A 17,279-nucleotide genomic window follows, 5' to 3' on the forward strand; every position below is an offset into this window, starting at 1 on the left:
ATGCCAAAGCGCAACGACATCAACCACGTCCTGGTCATCGGCTCCGGCCCGATCGTCATCGGCCAGGCCTGCGAGTTCGACTATTCCGGCACGCAGGCCTGCCGCGTGCTCAAGGAGGAAGGCTTGAGGGTGACCCTGGTCAACTCCAACCCGGCCACCATCATGACGGACCCCGAGTTCGCGGACCACACTTACGTTGAGCCCATCGAGCCGGACTACATCGAAAAGATTCTGGTCAAAGAGCAAGAAGAGGGTCACCCTATTGATGCTGTGCTCGCCACCTTGGGCGGCCAGACCGCGCTGAATGCGGCAGTCCAGCTGGACCGCAAGGGGATTTTGGACAAGTACGGCATTGAGCTCATCGGCGCCGATATTGACGCCATTGAGCGCGGCGAGGACCGCCAGAAATTCAAGGACATTGTCGCCTCCATTGGCGGCGAGTCCGCTCGCTCCGCGGTATGCCACAACATGGATGAGGTACACGAGACCGTCGACAAGCTCGGCCTGCCCGTAGTGGTCCGCCCCTCCTTTACCATGGGTGGTTTGGGCTCAGGTCTGGCCTTCAATAGTGAGGACCTAGACCGCATTGCCGGCGGCGGCCTGGCCGCGTCCCCTGAGGCCAACGTGCTTATTGAGGAGTCTATTCTCGGCTGGAAGGAATACGAGCTCGAGCTCATGCGCGATGGCGACGACAACGTCGTGGTCGTGGCCTCCATCGAAAACGTTGACGCCCTCGGCGTGCACACCGGCGATTCCGTTACGGTTGCCCCAGCGCTGACCCTGACCGACCGTGAGTTCCAGAAGATGCGCGACCTTGGTATCGCGATTATCCGCGAGGTCGGCGTCGATACCGGTGGCTGCAATATCCAGTTCGCCGTCAACCCGGATGATGGCCGCATTATCGTCATCGAGATGAACCCGCGCGTGTCCCGTTCCTCCGCGCTGGCGTCCAAGGCCACCGGCTTCCCCATTGCCAAGCTGGCTGCCAAGCTCGCCATCGGCTACACCTTGGATGAGGTACAAAACGACATCACCGGCGAGACCAAGGCCGCATTCGAGCCCACCTTGGACTACGTCATTGTCAAGGCCCCGCGCTTTGCCTTTGAGAAGTTCCCAGGCGCAGACGATACCTTGACGACCACCATGAAGTCCGTGGGCGAGGCCATGGGAATTGGCCGCAACTACATCGCGGGCCTCAATAAGGTCATGCGTTCTTTGGAAAACAAGCCCAATGGCTTCTGGACCAAGCCAGATGAGTACTTCGCCGGCGAGCGCGCTGGTGACCTCAAGGCGGTACTCAAGGATCTAGAGCGCCCGACCGAGGGCCGCATGTACGACATTGAATTGGCCCTGCGCCTCGGCGCCTCGGTGGACGAGGTCCATGAGGCTTCCGGCGTAGACCCGTGGTTCATTGCTGAGCTGGCCACGTTGGTCGCCTTCCGCCAGGAGCTTATCGATGCCCCAGTGCTCACCGAGGAGCTGCTGCGCGAGGCCAAGGTCTTTGGGCTTTCCGACGCCCAGATTGCCGCCCTCCGCCCCGAATTCAACGGCGAAGATGGCGTACGCAGCCTGCGCTGGCGCATGGGTATCCGCCCTGTCTACAAGACCGTTGACACCTGTGCCGGCGAGTTCGAGGCACAGACCCCATACCACTACAGCTCCTATGAGCTTGATCCGGAAGCCGAGACCGAGGTTCGCCCCGCACCGGAGGGCTCCAAGGGCAAGGTCATTATTCTGGGCTCCGGACCGAACCGCATCGGTCAGGGTATCGAATTTGACTACTCCTGCGTGCACGCAGCTCTCGAGCTCTCGGAGCAGGGCTATGAGACCGTCATGGTCAACTGCAACCCAGAGACCGTGTCCACTGACTATGACACCGCGGACCGCCTCTACTTTGAGCCGTTGACCTTCGAGGACGTTATGGAGGTCTACCACGCGGAGGCCGCTTCCGGTGATGTTGCCGGCGTCATTGTTCAGCTCGGCGGCCAGACTCCACTGGGCCTTGCAGCCCGATTGGAGGAGGCAGGAGTACCAGTTGTTGGCACCAGCCCAGCAGCTATTGACTCCGCTGAGGACCGCGGCGAGTTTGGCAAGGTCCTCGACGAAGCCGAATTGGCAGCACCAGAGTATGGCACCGCCACCTCCTTTGCTGAGGCGCGCGAGGTTGCCTCCTCTATCGGCTACCCAGTATTGGTCCGCCCGTCCTATGTCCTGGGCGGCCGTGGTATGGAGATCGTCTACGACGAAAAGGCGCTGGAAGACTATATCGAGCGTGCTACCGAGCTTTCCCCGGACCACCCGGTCCTGGTGGACCGTTTCCTAGATTCCGCGATCGAGATCGACGTCGACGCACTCTGCGACGGCAACGAGGTCTACTTGGGCGGTGTGATGGAGCACATCGAGGAAGCCGGCATCCACTCGGGTGACTCTTCCTGTGCACTGCCGCCTATGACACTGGGACCAGAGGATATCGAAAAGGTCCGCACCTCCACCCGACTTCTAGCGGAGGGTATTGGCGTCAAGGGCCTGATGAACGTTCAGTTCGCCCTGAAGGACGACATCCTCTACGTCATCGAGGCCAACCCACGTGCTTCCCGTACCGTGCCATTTGTCTCCAAGGCGACCGGCGTTCCACTAGCTAAGGCAGCTTCTCGCGTCATGATGGGCTCTACCATCGCGGAGCTGCGCGCCGAAGGCATGATTCCTTCTGAATATGACGGTGGTTCCTTGCCGCTGGAGCACCCGATCGCAGTCAAAGAAGCGGTCTTGCCGTTTAACCGCTTCCGCCGGACCGATGGCAGCCTGCTCGATACGCTGCTGTCGCCGGAAATGAAGTCCACCGGTGAGGTTATGGGCTTGGCTACCAACTTCGGTGCGGCCTACGCCAAAGGCGAAATCGCTGCCTTCGCCGTGCCGCCTACGGAGGGCACTATCTTCGTATCCGTCGCCAACCGGGACAAGCGCACCTTGATTTTCCCGATCCAGCGCTTGGCGAACATGGGTTACAACATCGTCGCTACCGCCGGTACGGCGCAGATGCTGCGCCGCAATGGCATCGAATGTGAGGTTGCCGCCAAGGTCTCTGAGGCTAAGGAAGGCGAAGAGTCCATCGTGGATAAGATCTTCAACGGTGAAATCGACTGGATTCTCAACACCCCTGCGGGCTCTGCAGGCGCGCGCCACGACGGTTACGATATCCGCGCTGCCGCGGTCCACATGGAAATCCCGCTGGTAACCACCGTGCAGGGCGTAACCGCAGCCGTCCAAGGTATCGAAGCGATGCGCATTGGCAACCTGCAGGTACGCGCGCTTCAGGAGCTTGAGCATGGCCCACAAAACTAAGGGATTTGGTGAGCTGCTTGAGGCAGCGGGCCAGGCGCGTGGTCGCCTCTGTGTGGGTATAGACCCGCATCCGTATCTGCTGGAAAAGTGGGGACTGGAGCCCACCGCTGATGGTCTGCGGACCTTCAGCATGCGCTGCGTAGAAGCCTTCAGCGATACCGCTGCCTTGGTAAAGCCGCAGGTTGCCTTCTTCGAGCGCTTCGGTTCCCAGGGGTTTGCGGTCCTCGAGGACGTCTTGGCGTCCCTACGCGAGGTGGGATGCCTGACCGTGGCCGATGCCAAGCGTGGCGATATTGGCTCGACCATGGCCGGCTACGCAGATGCTTGGCTAGGTGATAGCTCACCCCTGCGCGCAGATTCGGTGACCGTGTCTCCCTATCTAGGCGTTGGTGCGTTAGGCCCGGTATTTAGCAAGGCCGAAGAAACCGGACGCGGCGTATTCGTCTTGGCGGCTACCTCCAACCCGGAGGCACGTGCCATCCAAGCCGTCCCAGTAGGCGAGGAGAGCACCATCGCACAAGGAGTGGTCGATGAATGTGCCGCGCTCAATGTAGCGGCGCACAAGGCCGACAAGCCGGGAGACATCGGGGTAGTCGTTGGGGCTACTTTGGACAATCCACCTCGCCTGGATGCGCTCAATGGCCCGGTTCTTCTGCCAGGCGTTGGCGCCCAAGGTGCTGGCCCAGAGCAAGTGCACAGCATTGTCTCTGCTCGGCCATCGCTGGGATTCGCGAACGTGTCCCGAGCAGTATTGGAACAAGGACCTGCTCTCGCTGACCTGCGCAAAGCGGTGAATCGCGTGGCTCAGGAGTTCCGGGACTAAAAGGGGCGGCGTGGCAGATTACTGGCCGCGCTGCTTACCTGGTACTCTGTTTAAGGTATGTGCGGTGACGTGCTAAAATAGGCGTGCTTTTGGACCCGCTAATCGTCACCGTTCAATGAGCAGTGCTAGGATTACCAGAAGTCGGTTTGCCCGAAGGTTATTGATAACTTTCCGCGGTGTATAAACTGCGTTAGGCAACCGTAATCTGGTACCAAGTACTAGACGTAACAGAATCAATCTAATGAATCGGAGGAAACCCGTGGCCCTTCCAAAGTTGACTGATGAGCAGCGCAAGGAAGCTCTCGCAAAGGCCGCTGAGGCCCGTAAGGCTCGCGCTGAGCTCAAGGCTGCGCTCAAGCGCGGCGAGACCGACCTGAAGGACGTGCTCGAAAAGGCTGAGACCGATGAGATCATCGGCAAGACCAAGGTTTCTGCACTCCTCGAGGCTCTGCCGAAGGTTGGCAAGGTCAAGGCTAAGGAAATCATGGAGGACCTGGAGATCGCTCAGACCCGTCGTCTGCGCGGCTTGGGTGAGCGTCAGCGTCGTGCTCTCCTCGAGCGTTTCGGTTACGGCGAATAGTTGCAACCATGGCTGACGCAACTGCACGCGGTCGCCTCGTCGTTCTGGCGGGGCCATCCGCAGTGGGAAAATCCACCGTGGTTTCGCGTCTGCGCAGTGACGTCGAGGGGCTGTACTTTAGCGTGTCGATGACTACGCGCCAGCCCCGTCCCGGGGAGCAGGATGGTGTTGACTACTTCTTCGTCACCCCAGAAACCTTCCAGCAGCGAATCGACGCCGGGGAAATGCTCGAATGGGCTGATATTCACGGTGGATTGCAGCGCTCTGGAACCCCTGCTCAGCCGGTAGAGGAAGCTTTGGCCGCAGGACGCCCAGTGCTCGTTGAGGTTGATCTTGCGGGCGCTAGGAGTGTTAAGAAAGCACTGCCGGAGGCAGACTTGGTCTTTTTGGCACCCCCATCATGGGACGTGCTTGTGGAGCGGCTCACCGGCCGCGGTACTGAGCCGCAAGACGTCATTGACCGTAGGTTGCAAACTGCGCATGAGGAACTAGCCGCACAGGATGAGTTCGACCACGTCGTTGTTAACGAGGATTTGGACCAGGCAGTGGCTGCCATCAGTGATATCCTGCAGGCATAGACCTCCTTTTTGACCATCTTCAATCAATGTAAAGGTGCATGTGACTAACGTGACCACCCCTTCTAACACTGAAGCCGCAAAGGCGGAGCCAGTATTTGATGATCCGATCGGCATTACTGATCCCCCGATCGATGAGCTTTTGGACAAGGTTTCCTCTAAGTACGCTTTGGTCATCTTCGCTGCTAAGCGCGCCCGCCAGATCAATAGCTACTACCAAGAGCAGGATGAAGGTGTCTTCGAATTCGTAGGCCCACTGGTTACTCCAGAGTCAGGCGAAAAGCCTTTGTCCATCGCATTGCGCGAAATTGACGCTGGCTTGCTGGACCACGAGGAAGGCAAGTAGCTAGCGCACAAGCGTGCAATAGCTTGTAGGCTCCACGCGTCGCCACGGACGTGTATCCCCGGCTAGGGGTGCACCTTCCCGGGGCGGCGAGTGGGGCCTTTCTTTGTGCCGCCAGGTACCATCGTGCGGTGTGATTGAAAAAGATAGCTCTCGCAATATTGTTGTAGGCGTTGCTGGCGGCATCGCCGCCTACAAAGCGTGCCACCTTGTGCGCAATCTCAAGGAGGCGGGCGATGATGTGCGCGTTGTCCCTACGGAAAGCGCACTAAACTTTGTTGGCGCTGCAACGTTTGAAGCCCTGTCCGGCCACCCGGTTTCCACCAGCGTTTTTGAGGCTGTGGATGAGGTGCAGCACGTTAACATCGGGCAGCGGGCGGATGCTGTGGTAATTGCGCCCGCAACTGCGGATCTAATCGCGCGACTGGCCGCCGGTCGGGCTGATGATCTACTTACGGCGACCGTGTTGGTGGCGACGTGCCCGGTCATCATTGCTCCGGCCATGCATACAGAGATGTGGCACAATCCCGCCACGCAAGACAACGTCGCTACTTTGCGGCGGCGCGGTATTACGGTTATTGAGCCCGCCCATGGCCGTTTGACCGGCAAGGACTCAGGTCCTGGTCGCCTTCCGGAGCCGGAGCAGATTGCTGAGGTAGTGCGCACCGAATTGGCTGGTTACCGGGTTGAACATACCTGGCAAGACAAAAGGGTAGTCATATCAGCGGGAGGCACCCAGGAAGAACTGGACCCAGTGCGGTACTTGGGTAATCGATCTTCTGGTAGGCAGGGATTCGCGCTCGCGGAATGGGCCGCCCAGAAGGGGGCTCAGGTCACCCTTGTGGCTGGGAATACTGCGCAGCTGCCTGTCCCCAGCGGTACGAAGGTGCGCCACATTGTTTCCACCCGGGAACTGGAGGAAGCGATGCACGAAGAGGCCCGTGATGCGGACGTGATCATTATGGCTGCCGCAGTTTCTGATTTCCGCCCCGCGGAGGCAGCTGAGTCAAAGATGAAGAAGGGGCAAGCAGACGACGCACTCTCGGCCCTACATTTGGTAGAAAACCCGGATGTCCTCAAAGGGCTTGTGGCCGCACGAGAGCGCTCGGAGATTCCGGCGGAGTGTGTGATTGTGGGGTTTGCCGCCGAAACGGGTGACGCCCACAAGTCTGCCTTGGAATATGCCCAAGAAAAGTTTGTTCGCAAAGGCTGCGATGTGCTTATGGCCAATGAGGTCGGTAGGGCCAAGACCTTTGGCCAAAAGTCGAATGAGGGATGGATTTTGCGGCCAGATTCCGCGCCGCAACGGGTGGAACATGGCTCGAAACAAGTAGTCGCCGCACAGATTTTGGCGGCTGTGAATGAAATGTTTCGGGTGTAGACAGCTAAAATTGCATTTATAGACCGCTTGGTCTAGGATTGCGAGGTATTAGGCTTGGGCGTAGAAAACCCACAGCATCGAATCAACAGTGAGAACGAAGGAAGTTTTTGTGACTGATAACGCTGCAGCGGCAACTCGTCTTTTTACCAGCGAGTCCGTTACGGAAGGCCATCCCGATAAGATTTGTGACGCCATCTCGGACGCCATCCTCGATGCCCTGCTGGAAAAGGATCCCGTATCCCGCGTCGCCGTTGAGACGTTGGTTACCACCGGTCAGGTTCACGTGGTGGGAGAGGTACGCACCGAGGCATATGTAGAAATCCCGGCGCTCGTGCGCGATACCCTAAAGTCCATTGGCTTTACCTCCTCTGAGGTGGGATTTGATGGCAATACCTGCGGTGTCAATATTGCCATCGGTGAGCAGTCCCAGGAGATCGGCGCCGGCGTAGATAACTCCACCGAAGCCCGCGCCCATGACGAGGACTATGACGAGGAAAATGACACCGCTGGTGCAGGTGATCAGGGCTTGATGTTCGGCTATGCCTCCAATGAGACCGCCGAGTATATGCCCCTGCCTATCGCCTTGGCACACCGGCTTTCTCGCCGCCTGACGCAGGTGCGCAAGGAGGGCATCGTGGATCACCTGCGTCCGGATGGCAAGACCCAGGTGACCTTCGCCTATACCGATGACAATGAGCCTTCCCACCTAGATACCGTGGTGATTTCTACTCAGCACGATACTGAGGTTGATAGCGCTTGGCTGGAGGGCCCATTGCGCAGCGAGGTCCTTGAATGGGTCATTAAGGACGCGGGCTTGGAGAAGTACTACACCGAAGACACGACGTTGTTGGTCAACCCTTCAGGGTCTTTCATTCTCGGTGGACCCATGGGTGATGCCGGTCTTACCGGCCGGAAGATCATCGTCGATACCTACGGTGGTATGGCTCGTCACGGCGGTGGCGCCTTCTCCGGTAAGGACCCCAGCAAGGTAGACCGCTCCGCTGCTTATGCACTGCGCTGGGTGGCTAAGAATATCGTCGCCGCTGGTTTGGCGGATCGCGCCGAAGTTCAGGTTGCCTACGCAATTGGTCGTGCTAAGCCGGTGGGCTTGTACGTGGAGACGTTCGGCACTGCTAAGGAAGGCCTGAGCGATGCGAATATTCAGGCTGCGGTAAATCAGGTATTCGACCTGCGTCCAGCCGCGATTATCCGCGAACTCGACCTGCTACGGCCCATTTATGCCCAGACTGCGGCTTATGGTCACTTTGGCCGTACCGATGTTGAGCTGCCATGGGAACAGTTGAACCGAGTAGAAGCACTGCGCGCGGCCGCCGGTCTGTAGAATCGGGGCTTATGCCTAAGAAAACACCCGCCACCCGGAAACCGGTTGTGCGGGTGTTGCCTCTTTTAGGGGTCGCGCACCTTGACCGGGGTTTTGATTACCTTGTAGAAGAGGCAGATTCGGAGGACGTTCAGCCGGGCATTAAGGTCCGCATCCGCTTTAATGGACGCTTGGTTGATGCGATAGTGCTAGAGCGGCTGCATGATTCTGAATTTGGCGGTAACCTGCGCTTTATCGAGCGCATCATCTCACCGTTCCAGGTGTATCCGCCGCAGCTTGCCCGGCTTATCGACGCCCTAGCGGACCGCTATGGCGGAGTGCGCTCAGATATTATCCGCTCTGCTATTCCACCTAGGCACGCAAAGGCGGAGGAATCCGATTTGGAAACCCCGTGGGAGGAGCTCGGTACCACGAGCGAGCCTGACCTTTCGGGGTGGTCTGCTTATGAGCATGGTGAGGCTTTCGTTGATTCAATCCTGTCTGGCAAGCTCGCCCGTGCCGCATGGCAAATCGCCCCGGGCGATGATTGGGCGCATGCCTTAGCTGCGCTCGCGGCCAAGGTGGCGTTAGACGGAGGCGGGGTGCTCTTAGTTGCCCCGGACCAGAAGAGCGTTGATGCGGTAGAAGCCGCCCTTCGCCAGGTATTAGGGGCGAAGCAGATTACAGTGCTGACTAATAGTATGGGCCCGCAGGCCCGCTACCGCCGCTACCTATCAGCCCTGGTAGGCCAGGCGCGCGTCGTAATTGGTACTAGGTCCGCCGCCTTCGCCCCAGTAAAACATCTACAGCTGGCGGTTATCCTCGATGATGGCAACGATAATTTGGTAGATAACCTCAAACCTTATGTCCATGCCAGGGAAGTGCTAACCACCCGTTCTGCTTTTGAAGGTTGCAGCATGGTCTTGGCAAACCATTCGCGGACTGCGGAAACGCAGCTCCTCGTGGAGTCAGGCTGGGCGCACGATGTGGTCGCCAAAGAACAAACGATCGGGGCGCGTTGCCCAGCCATTGAGGCGGTAGGCCCATTCGGTCTATCGATTGCTCGCGATTTAGAAGGCGGCACCACTTCAGTTCAGGCACAGGCCTTCCAAGCCGCCCATCAGGCGCTGGATAGGGGAGAGCCGGTATTGGTGCAAGTACCGCGCAAGGGATACGCACCAATTTTGGCCTGCGGCCGATGCCGCGCGCCGGCGCGCTGCCGGCACTGCAACGGGCCATTGGGGCTGCCGCCGACGGGGGCGTCGCCAAGCAAGGGCGGCGCGGAGGAGACAGGAATGCCCACCTGCCGCTGGTGCGGTCGCATCGAGGCGCGCCATCGCTGCAGTGAATGCGGATCCCCGCGCCTGCGCGCCATCGTTTTAGGCTCAGAGCGCACCGCGGAGGAATTGGGCCGTGCCTTTCCTAATACCCGGGTAGTGGTCTCTGGCGGAAATAAGATCCTCGAGGCAGTGGATAATGCGCCGGCCCTAGTCATCGCCACCCCTGGCGCCGAACCGAATGTACGAGATGGCGCCTACGGTGCGGCGCTGCTCTTGGACGCTGGTGCATTGCTCAACCGCCAAGATCTGCGTGCTACTGAAGACACGTTATCGAAGTGGGCGCAGGCGGCCACGCTAGTGCAGCCGCATTTCAAGGGCGGCCGGGTAATTGTGGCTGCCGATGAGTCTCTTAACGTGGTTCAGCATTTCTTGCGCTGGGATATGGTTGGCGCGGCCGCAGCCGAGCTTGCTGCCCGGCGAGAAGTACGATTCCCACCTGCGGTGCACTTTGCCGCCATTGACGGTGCGGATGCGTCCCTGGATGGCTTTGCTGAGCATGTGGATCTTCCTGAGCATGCGGAGGTTTTGGGCCCAGTTCCTCTTCCCCCGGGCCATAGCCTGCCCGGCGACTACGATAGCCAGCGCTTTGGTCCCGCGCAGCGGCTGGTGATCCGCACCCCACTGGGGCCTCGTTCCCAATTAGGGCGCGCCTTGCGCAGTGCAAACGCGGCGCGTAGCGCGCGCAAGGATGACTTGCCACTGCGTATCGTGGTTGATCCTATCCACGTGGGTTAGCCGTATCGGGTGGCTAGGGCTTATGCGCTAGTCTCGACGGGGAAACCCTCCATTGTCAGGCCGGCTTTATTTCGGCGCATAAGAAAGGTGTGATTGCCATGTCTCTTCGCGGAATCCGTATCTACGGCGACCCTGTCCTGGGCAGTCGCGCAGAAGAAGTAAGCACGTTCGATCGCGGACTGCGCATTTTGGCCAACGGTATGCTCGAGACCATGGACGAAGCTGGGGGAGTAGGGCTGGCGGCCAATCAAGTGGGCATACTCAAACGGATTTTTGTCTATGACTGCTCGCATACCCAATCTGGCTTGCGTGGCGCGATTGTTAATCCCGTCTGGACGCCGTTGGGCGCGCAGCAGCAAATAGGCCCGGAAGGATGTCTTTCTATTCCCGGCATTAGCGCGCAAACCACCCGCTTCAACCGCGTCTTTGTCAGCGGTCAGGATATAGAGGGCCGCCCCTTATCCATGGTGGCTGCGGGGCTGATGGCTCGGTGCATCCAGCATGAAACAGACCATCTCGATGGAGTGCTTTTCCTGCAGCGCCTCGATGCCGTGGACCGAAAAGACGTTATGCGCGCCATCCGTGAATCCGAGTGGTTTAACGCCTCATAGCCCGCTTACTGTGGCGGCAGCGCTACGGCGTTGTAGCCTAGTAGTTTGAACGAGATTAATAGGAGAGTTTCCCGCATGCGGATTATTTTTGCCGGTACCCCTGAGCCCGCTGTTGTGGCCTTGGAAAAGCTAATTGCCTCCTCGCATGAGGTGGTGGCGGTAATTACCCGCCCAGATGCTAGGAAGGGCCGCGGCCGTAGCCTTCACCCCAGCCCGGTGAAAGCAGTAGCCCAAGAACATGGCATCGAAGTGCTAACTCCTAGCAGCTTGCGTCCAGACACGGAGGACGGGCAGGCCCTGCGTGCCCGCCTGCGGGAGCTCGAACCCGAGGCAATTCCGGTGGTGGCTTATGGCAATCTGGTCACCAAGGACCTGCTGGAGCTGCCGCAGCATGGTTGGGTGAACCTGCATTTTTCCCTGCTCCCGGCATGGCGTGGCGCGGCACCGGTACAAGCTGCCATAGCTGCCGGTGATGAGATTACCGGCGCATCTACGTTCCGCATTGAAGAAGGCCTAGATACCGGTCCGGTGCTGGGCACCGTGACGGAGGAAATCCGCACCACCGATACTGCCGATGACCTGCTCACTCGCCTTGCCTATTCCGGCGGCGATCTGCTCGTCGCCACCATGGATGGCCTAGCGGCGGGTCAGTTGGAGGCACAACCGCAGCAGGGCGAGGCCACCTATGCCCCGAAAATCTCTACCGCACAAGCTCGCGTGGAGTGGTCCCAGCCTGCCTTTGCCATCGACCGGCATATTCGTGCGCACACCCCAGGTCCTGGCGCATGGACCATGTGGGACGAGGCCCGGGTAAAAGTGGGACCAGTAAGCCCCGTGGAGGCAGCAGCCGCGGTACCGGAGCACTTAGAGCCTGGGCAGCTCTACATTGCAAAGAACGCCGTTTTTGTTGGTACCGCAACGCAGCCGGTCCAGCTGGGTAAAATCCAGCCACCAGGCAAGAAAATGATGAATGCGGCCGACTGGGCCCGCGGACTAGGCAAGGATGCCGAGGTGAAGTTCCAATGAGTGGTGGTTTCCGTTCCCGTAGTAAATCTGGTGATAAGTCGCCGGAAGGCAAGCCGCAGGACCCCCGGAAATCCGGTGGAGCGAAAGGCCGTGGTGGCCGCCCGCACCAGCAGCAACATGGTGGACGTAACGGCCACCGCAGAGGTCGACAGGCTCATGCTTCTGGTCAGCGTTCCGGCAAGCGCCAGGAAGGCAGTCTGATTCAGGCTGCACTGACCGCTGGTGTGGACGCGCCGCGTGCGGTGGCTTTCGACGTCGTGCGTCGGGTGAGCGATGACGATGCCTTTGCCAACCTCATCTTGCCCACAGCACTGCGTAAGCAAAAGCTCACCGGGCGAGACGCCGCCTTTGCCACCGAGATCACCTACGGCACCCTCCGCACCCTCGGCGTAGTAGATGCCGTCATCGCAGAATGCTCCTCGCGCAGCCTCGAAGCCATTTCTCCAGCTGTGGTTGATGCCTTGCGCTTGGGCGCGTATCAGGTTCTCTATACCCGCGTGGAGGCCCATGCGGCGGTTGATACCACCGTGCGCTTGGTGGAAGCCAGCGGTGAGGTCAAGGCCAAGGGTTTTGCCAATGGCATTATGCGCACCATTACCCGCACGTCGGCCAAGGCGTGGCTGGACAAGCTTGCCCCGGAGGGAGAAATCGCCGGCATTGCCTTCAAACATGCCCATCCCACCTGGATCGCGGAATCGTTTAGTCGTGTGCTGGGGCTGGGCGAGCTAGAGGCCGCCCTGGCTGCGGACTCCGATAGGCCTGCGGTGCATCTGGTGGCCCGTCCCGGGGAAATCTCGGCCGAAGAATTAGCACTTGTGACCGGCAATGAGGAAGGGCGCTTTTCCCCCTACGCCGTGTATATGGAGTCCGGCGATCCCGGCCAATTGGAGCCGGTACGTCAGGGTTTGGCTGCAGTCCAAGATGAAGGCTCGCAGCTTATCGCCCGCGCGGTATGTGAAGCGCCGGTGGAGGGCGAAGACACTGGTCGGTGGCTGGATCTCTGCGCCGGTCCCGGCGGTAAAGCGGCCTTAATGGGTGCGCTTGCCCGCATCGACTCCGCGCACGTGGACGCGGTGGAGGTATCCCCGCACCGTGCGGCTCTGATTGAAAAAACGGTAAGTGATTTACCTGTGGACGTTCATGTGGCAGATGGACGCAATCCGGGCGTGGGTCAGGGGTTTGACCGAGTGCTTGTCGATGCCCCGTGTTCCGGACTCGGCGCACTCCGTCGCCGCCCCGAGGCGCGGTGGCGCAAGTCTGAGTCCGACATTGCCGAGCTTACTCAGCTGCAATTTGAGCTTTTATCCTCGGCCTTAAACCTGGTGCGCCCAGGCGGAGTGGTCATTTATTCCACGTGTTCGCCAGACTTGCGCGAGACTCGTGGCATCGTCGACCGCGCCGTACGCGAGCTCGGTGCCACAGAGCTAGACGCGCAGAGGCTCATTCCTGATATGGGCGATGTAGGGCATGAAAAGTCCGTGCAAATGTGGCCACATCGGCACGGTACCGATGCCATGTTCTTTGCGGCTCTGCGCCGCGCGGCTGACTAATCGCGATAGACTAGTGGGCATGTCCGCACCGATTATTTCTCCTTCCATCTTGGCCGCTGATTTTTCTCGCTTGGGCGAGGAATTAGCGGCGATTGAAACCGCAGACTGGGTCCATGTGGACATTATGGACGGGCACTTCGTGCCCACCCTGTCCTTCGGCCCGGATATCACGGCAACGGTCCATCGGCTTACCAATAAACCATTGGATGTCCACCTCATGATCGAGGAACCCGAGCAATGGGTGGAGACCTATGCCAAGGCGGGTGCGCATACCATTATCTTCCACGTGGAGGCTGTCGCCGATGAGCAGGCGGCGGTGGATGTGGCGCAGAGCATTCGAGAACTAGGGGTGCGTGCTGCCTTTTCCATTAAGCCGGGTACGGCTATCGAACCGTGGCTGGATAAATTGCATCACTTTGATGAGGTGCTCGTGATGTCCGTGGAGCCTGGTTTTGGCGGGCAGAAATTCATGCCAGAGATGCTGGAAAAGGTCCGGGTGCTGCGCCAAAGCATTGATGAGCAGGGGCTCGACACCGTCATCGAGATTGATGGCGGAATTTCGCCAGACACCATCGCCCAAGCCGCCGCGGCTGGGTGCGATGCTTTTGTAGCTGGCTCGGCCGTATTCAAGGCAGAAGATCCCGCCGGGATCGTACATCAGCTGCGTGAATTGGCGGCTGGTGCCTAGTGGGCGCGGAGCTAGAGGAGAGTACCCTTTCCGCAGCGCTGTCTCGGGCAATGGCCGCGGGAGCTGAGGTGCGTGGAACCACGAGCCCCAACCCGCCGGTGGGCGCGGTCATCGTGTCCACTGCCGGTGACATCGTGGGCGTCGGTGCTACGCAGCCCGTGGGAGGCGCGCATGCCGAGGTCATGGCGTTGCGCGAGGCTGGCGATAGGGCGCGAGGAGCCACCGCCGTGGTCACCTTGGAGCCGTGTGCGCATACCGGTCGCACGGGTCCGTGCGCACAGGCGCTTATCGATGCCGGCGTGGCTCGCGTGTACTACCTTCATGCAGACCCCACTCCGCAGGCCGCCGGTGGAGCGCGTGTGTTGGCGGAGGCTGGGGTGGACGTCGCCAAGCTGGAAAAGCCCCCGCACGCCGATGATGCGCTCGTGCCTTGGCTCTTTGCCATGAAAGCACGCAGGCCGCACGTAACCTTAAAGTTCGCCCAGACGCTGGATGGCTTTACTGCCGCAGCGGATGGGTCAAGCCAGTGGATTACGGGCGAAGGGGCGCGCGATTGGGTGCATGCAGATAGGGCTCACCGCGACGCCATCATCGTCGGCACCGGCACTGCGCTTGCTGATAACCCGTCACTTACCGCGCGGTTTAGCGACGGCAGTTTGCGGGAACACCAGCCACGCCGGGTGGTAATTGGCAAGCGAGATTTGGAATCGGCAGGCGATGCGGCAAGCAACCTACGCGAGTTGGGATATGAGCACTACGACAGCATCGAGGAAGCGTTATACGAGCTCTACGCCAGCGGGGCACGCGACGTCCTTGTAGAAGGCGGCGCCGGACTCGCCAGTAGCTTCCTCAAGGCCGACTTGGTCGATGCTATCTCTGCCTATATTGCGCCCCTGTTGCTGGGGGAAGGCCGTGGCGTGCTCGCCCATCCCGTGACCCAGACTCTGGCGGGGGCCACCCGATTCCAGCGCGTGGGAATGAAGGCGCTGGGTGATGACGTTCTAATTGAATATGTGCGCTAGGCGCTCGGATTAGCAGATAACGAGAAAGGCTGGATGTGTTTACTGGGCTAGTACAAGAGTTGGGCACCGTAGCCGGTATGGAACCGTACGCGGACGCCTTGCGCTTGAGCATTCGCGCCCCGCGCACCGTCGCGGAGGCGGCACTGGGGGATTCCATTGCTATCAACGGCGTATGCCTCACCGTGGCGGATCTATCTGGAGATATATTTTGCGCAGATGTGATGCAGGAGTCCCTCGACCGGACAGCTTTGGGCCGCCTAGCTGAGGGCGATTCGGTCAATGTGGAACCGGCATTGCTGCCTACCACCCGGCTAGGCGGTCACATCATGCAAGGACACGTGGATGGCACCGCGACGCTGCAGAGCCGGACTACCTCCGAGAACTGGGATATCCTCCGGTTTAGCTTGCCCGCCGAGCTTGCCCGGTACGTCGTAGAAAAAGGCTCAATTGCCGTTAGCGGCACCTCGCTGACTGTTAGCGCCGTGGGGCCGGACTGGTTCGAAGTATCCCTTATCCCCACCACTTTGCGGGACACTATTCACGGTGCATTGCCAGTTGGAGGAGAAGTCAACCTCGAGGTGGATGTGCTGGCCAAGTACGTAGAAAAGATGCTTCACCCCGAAGCGCTAACCCCTGAGGGCAAGGACTAGACTGCTACCTTATGAGCGCGAGTGATAATTGTATCCGTCTTGATTCCATTGAGCAGGCCATAGCGGATATCGCCGCTGGTAAGCCGGTAGTTGTTATCGATGACGAGGATCGCGAAAATGAAGGCGACCTGATTTTCGCCGCTGAGCTAGCCACCCCGGAACTGGTGGCCTTTATGGTGCGCTACTCTTCTGGATATATCTGCGCACCATTGTTGCCAGAAGATTGTAATCGCCTGAATCTACCGCCGATGTTGGCGGTCAACGAGGATGTGCGCGGCACCGCTTATACAGTGACGGTGGACGCAGCTACGGGTAGTACCGGTATTTCTGCGACCTCGCGGGCAGAGACTATTCGCCGGCTAGCAAACCCTGATACCACGCCGGACGAATTCACCCGCCCGGGTCACGTGGTGCCGTTGTGCGCGCGCCCTGGTGGTGTTCTAGAGCGGGATGGCCATACGGAGGCTTCCATTGACCTTGCCCGATTGGCGGGCCTGCGCCCGGCCGGTGTGCTGTGTGAGATCGTCTCTGAGGATGACCCCACGGACATGGCACGATCGCCAGAGCTGCGCCGCTTCGCAGATAAGCACGGCCTGTCCATGATCTCTATTGCACAGCTCATCGAGTGGCGCCGCCATAGTGAGAACCAGGTCATTCGCCAGGTAAGCACCCAGCTTCCCACCGAGTATGGTCATTTCACCGCCATTGGCTACCGCCATGAAATAGATGGACAGGAGCATGTCGCGTTGGTGGCAGGCGATCCCGCCCAACTGCGCGGCGCGCGTGAGGTCATGGTGCGAGTCCATTCGGAATGCCTGACCGGTGATGCCTTTGGCTCGCGGCGCTGCGATTGCGGTCCGCAACTGCATGAGTCCATGCGCCGTATCAGTCAGGAAGGCAGCGGCGTGGTTATCTACTTGCGCGGTCAGGAAGGCCGTGGCATTGGTCTTTTGCATAAGCTGGAGGCGTACCGGCTGCAGGATTCCGGCATGGACACCGTCGATGCCAACCTAGAACAGGGCCTGCCCGAAGACGCACGCGAGTATTCCGTAGCCGGCCAGATCCTGCGTGATCTTGGCATAGAGTCCGCGAACCTGCTGACTAATAACCCACATAAGGGCGAAGGCCTGAGCGGTTTTGGTGTGGATGCAAGTCATCACACCCCGCTAGCAATCCCGGCGCATGCGGATAATATTGAATATCTCCGTACGAAGCGCGACCGCATGGGCCACGATCTTCCGCAGGTTGCCCAGTGGGATGAGGCGCATAAGTAGATCTTTAGTAGCTTTGTG

The 17,279-nt window shown here is 59.7% G+C and carries 15 protein-coding genes; all 15 read left to right on the forward strand.

Features of this window, described 5'->3' with window-relative positions:
* The 15 genes from carB (at position 1) to WMP96_RS08520 (ending at position 17,261) form a co-directional block, all read left to right on the forward strand.
* Positions 1-3,342, forward strand: a complete 3,342-nt coding sequence (gene carB, locus WMP96_RS08450; RefSeq protein WP_239204040.1) for a carbamoyl-phosphate synthase large subunit — start codon at positions 1-3, stop codon at positions 3,340-3,342.
* A complete protein-coding gene (gene pyrF / locus WMP96_RS08455; protein WP_023021477.1) occupies positions 3,326-4,165 on the forward strand; it encodes an orotidine-5'-phosphate decarboxylase in 840 nt (279 codons plus the stop codon). The genes carB and pyrF overlap by 17 nt, the downstream gene beginning before the upstream one ends.
* Positions 4,166-4,424: 259 nt before the next feature.
* On the forward strand, positions 4,425-4,745 hold the full coding sequence (gene mihF / locus WMP96_RS08460) for an integration host factor, actinobacterial type (RefSeq protein ID WP_005328460.1): 321 nt from the start codon (positions 4,425-4,427) through the stop codon (positions 4,743-4,745).
* An 8-nt stretch (positions 4,746-4,753) separates the two neighbouring features.
* A complete protein-coding gene (gene gmk, locus WMP96_RS08465; RefSeq protein ID WP_301715722.1) occupies positions 4,754-5,323 on the forward strand; it encodes a guanylate kinase in 570 nt (189 codons plus the stop codon).
* Between the two features lie 40 nt (positions 5,324-5,363).
* The gene (gene rpoZ, locus WMP96_RS08470; protein WP_340432873.1) at positions 5,364-5,666 is read left to right on the forward strand and encodes a DNA-directed RNA polymerase subunit omega; all 303 of its coding nucleotides are present in this window, start codon (positions 5,364-5,366) and stop codon (positions 5,664-5,666) included.
* Positions 5,667-5,796: 130 nt separating this feature from the next.
* Positions 5,797-7,044: a bifunctional phosphopantothenoylcysteine decarboxylase/phosphopantothenate--cysteine ligase CoaBC gene (coaBC, locus tag WMP96_RS08475; protein WP_200287469.1), complete on the forward strand. Its 1,248-nt coding sequence runs from the start codon at positions 5,797-5,799 to the stop codon at positions 7,042-7,044.
* Positions 7,045-7,153: 109 nt separating this feature from the next.
* Positions 7,154-8,386, forward strand: a complete 1,233-nt coding sequence (metK, locus tag WMP96_RS08480; RefSeq protein ID WP_340432876.1) for a methionine adenosyltransferase — start codon at positions 7,154-7,156, stop codon at positions 8,384-8,386.
* Positions 8,387-8,397: 11 nt separating this feature from the next.
* Positions 8,398-10,440, forward strand: a complete 2,043-nt coding sequence (locus WMP96_RS08485; RefSeq protein ID WP_340432879.1) for a primosomal protein N' — start codon at positions 8,398-8,400, stop codon at positions 10,438-10,440.
* 98 nt (positions 10,441-10,538) lie between these two features.
* Positions 10,539-11,051: a peptide deformylase gene (def, locus tag WMP96_RS08490; RefSeq protein WP_023021482.1), complete on the forward strand. Its 513-nt coding sequence runs from the start codon at positions 10,539-10,541 to the stop codon at positions 11,049-11,051.
* Between the two features lie 75 nt (positions 11,052-11,126).
* Positions 11,127-12,077 (forward strand): methionyl-tRNA formyltransferase, encoded by a 951-nt coding sequence (gene fmt, locus WMP96_RS08495; protein ID WP_023021483.1) that lies wholly within the window; start codon positions 11,127-11,129, stop codon positions 12,075-12,077.
* Entirely contained in the window at positions 12,074-13,627 is a 1,554-nt protein-coding gene (locus tag WMP96_RS08500) for an RsmB/NOP family class I SAM-dependent RNA methyltransferase (RefSeq protein ID WP_239204034.1), read from the forward strand. Before fmt ends, WMP96_RS08500 begins: the two co-directional genes overlap by 4 nt.
* Before the next feature lie 19 nt (positions 13,628-13,646).
* Positions 13,647-14,315, forward strand: a complete 669-nt coding sequence (gene rpe, locus WMP96_RS08505; protein ID WP_340432883.1) for a ribulose-phosphate 3-epimerase — start codon at positions 13,647-13,649, stop codon at positions 14,313-14,315.
* The gene (ribD, locus tag WMP96_RS08510) at positions 14,315-15,337 is read left to right on the forward strand and encodes a bifunctional diaminohydroxyphosphoribosylaminopyrimidine deaminase/5-amino-6-(5-phosphoribosylamino)uracil reductase RibD (protein WP_239204032.1); all 1,023 of its coding nucleotides are present in this window, start codon (positions 14,315-14,317) and stop codon (positions 15,335-15,337) included. Before rpe ends, ribD begins: the two co-directional genes overlap by 1 nt.
* A 35-nt stretch (positions 15,338-15,372) precedes the next feature.
* The gene (locus tag WMP96_RS08515; protein ID WP_301715727.1) at positions 15,373-15,987 is read left to right on the forward strand and encodes a riboflavin synthase; all 615 of its coding nucleotides are present in this window, start codon (positions 15,373-15,375) and stop codon (positions 15,985-15,987) included.
* An 11-nt stretch (positions 15,988-15,998) separates the two neighbouring features.
* The gene (locus tag WMP96_RS08520; RefSeq protein ID WP_340432886.1) at positions 15,999-17,261 is read left to right on the forward strand and encodes a bifunctional 3,4-dihydroxy-2-butanone-4-phosphate synthase/GTP cyclohydrolase II; all 1,263 of its coding nucleotides are present in this window, start codon (positions 15,999-16,001) and stop codon (positions 17,259-17,261) included.
* Positions 17,262-17,279 lie beyond the last annotated feature (18 nt).

The organism is Corynebacterium sp. KPL4035 (assembly GCF_037908325.1).
GTDB lineage: Bacteria > Actinomycetota > Actinomycetes > Mycobacteriales > Mycobacteriaceae > Corynebacterium > Corynebacterium kefirresidentii.

Coding starts and splice junctions, on each gene's coding strand:
- rpe (WP_340432883.1), top strand. CDS start 13,647: ATGTCCGCACCGATTATTTCTCCTTCCATCTTGGCCGCTGATTTTTCT.
- WMP96_RS08485 (WP_340432879.1), top strand. CDS start 8,398: ATGCCTAAGAAAACACCCGCCACCCGGAAACCGGTTGTGCGGGTGTTG.
- fmt (WP_023021483.1), top strand. CDS start 11,127: ATGCGGATTATTTTTGCCGGTACCCCTGAGCCCGCTGTTGTGGCCTTG.
- gmk (WP_301715722.1), top strand. CDS start 4,754: ATGGCTGACGCAACTGCACGCGGTCGCCTCGTCGTTCTGGCGGGGCCA.
- WMP96_RS08500 (WP_239204034.1), top strand. CDS start 12,074: ATGAGTGGTGGTTTCCGTTCCCGTAGTAAATCTGGTGATAAGTCGCCG.
- WMP96_RS08520 (WP_340432886.1), top strand. CDS start 15,999: ATGAGCGCGAGTGATAATTGTATCCGTCTTGATTCCATTGAGCAGGCC.
- def (WP_023021482.1), top strand. CDS start 10,539: ATGTCTCTTCGCGGAATCCGTATCTACGGCGACCCTGTCCTGGGCAGT.
- carB (WP_239204040.1), top strand. CDS start 1: ATGCCAAAGCGCAACGACATCAACCACGTCCTGGTCATCGGCTCCGGC.
- pyrF (WP_023021477.1), top strand. CDS start 3,326: ATGGCCCACAAAACTAAGGGATTTGGTGAGCTGCTTGAGGCAGCGGGC.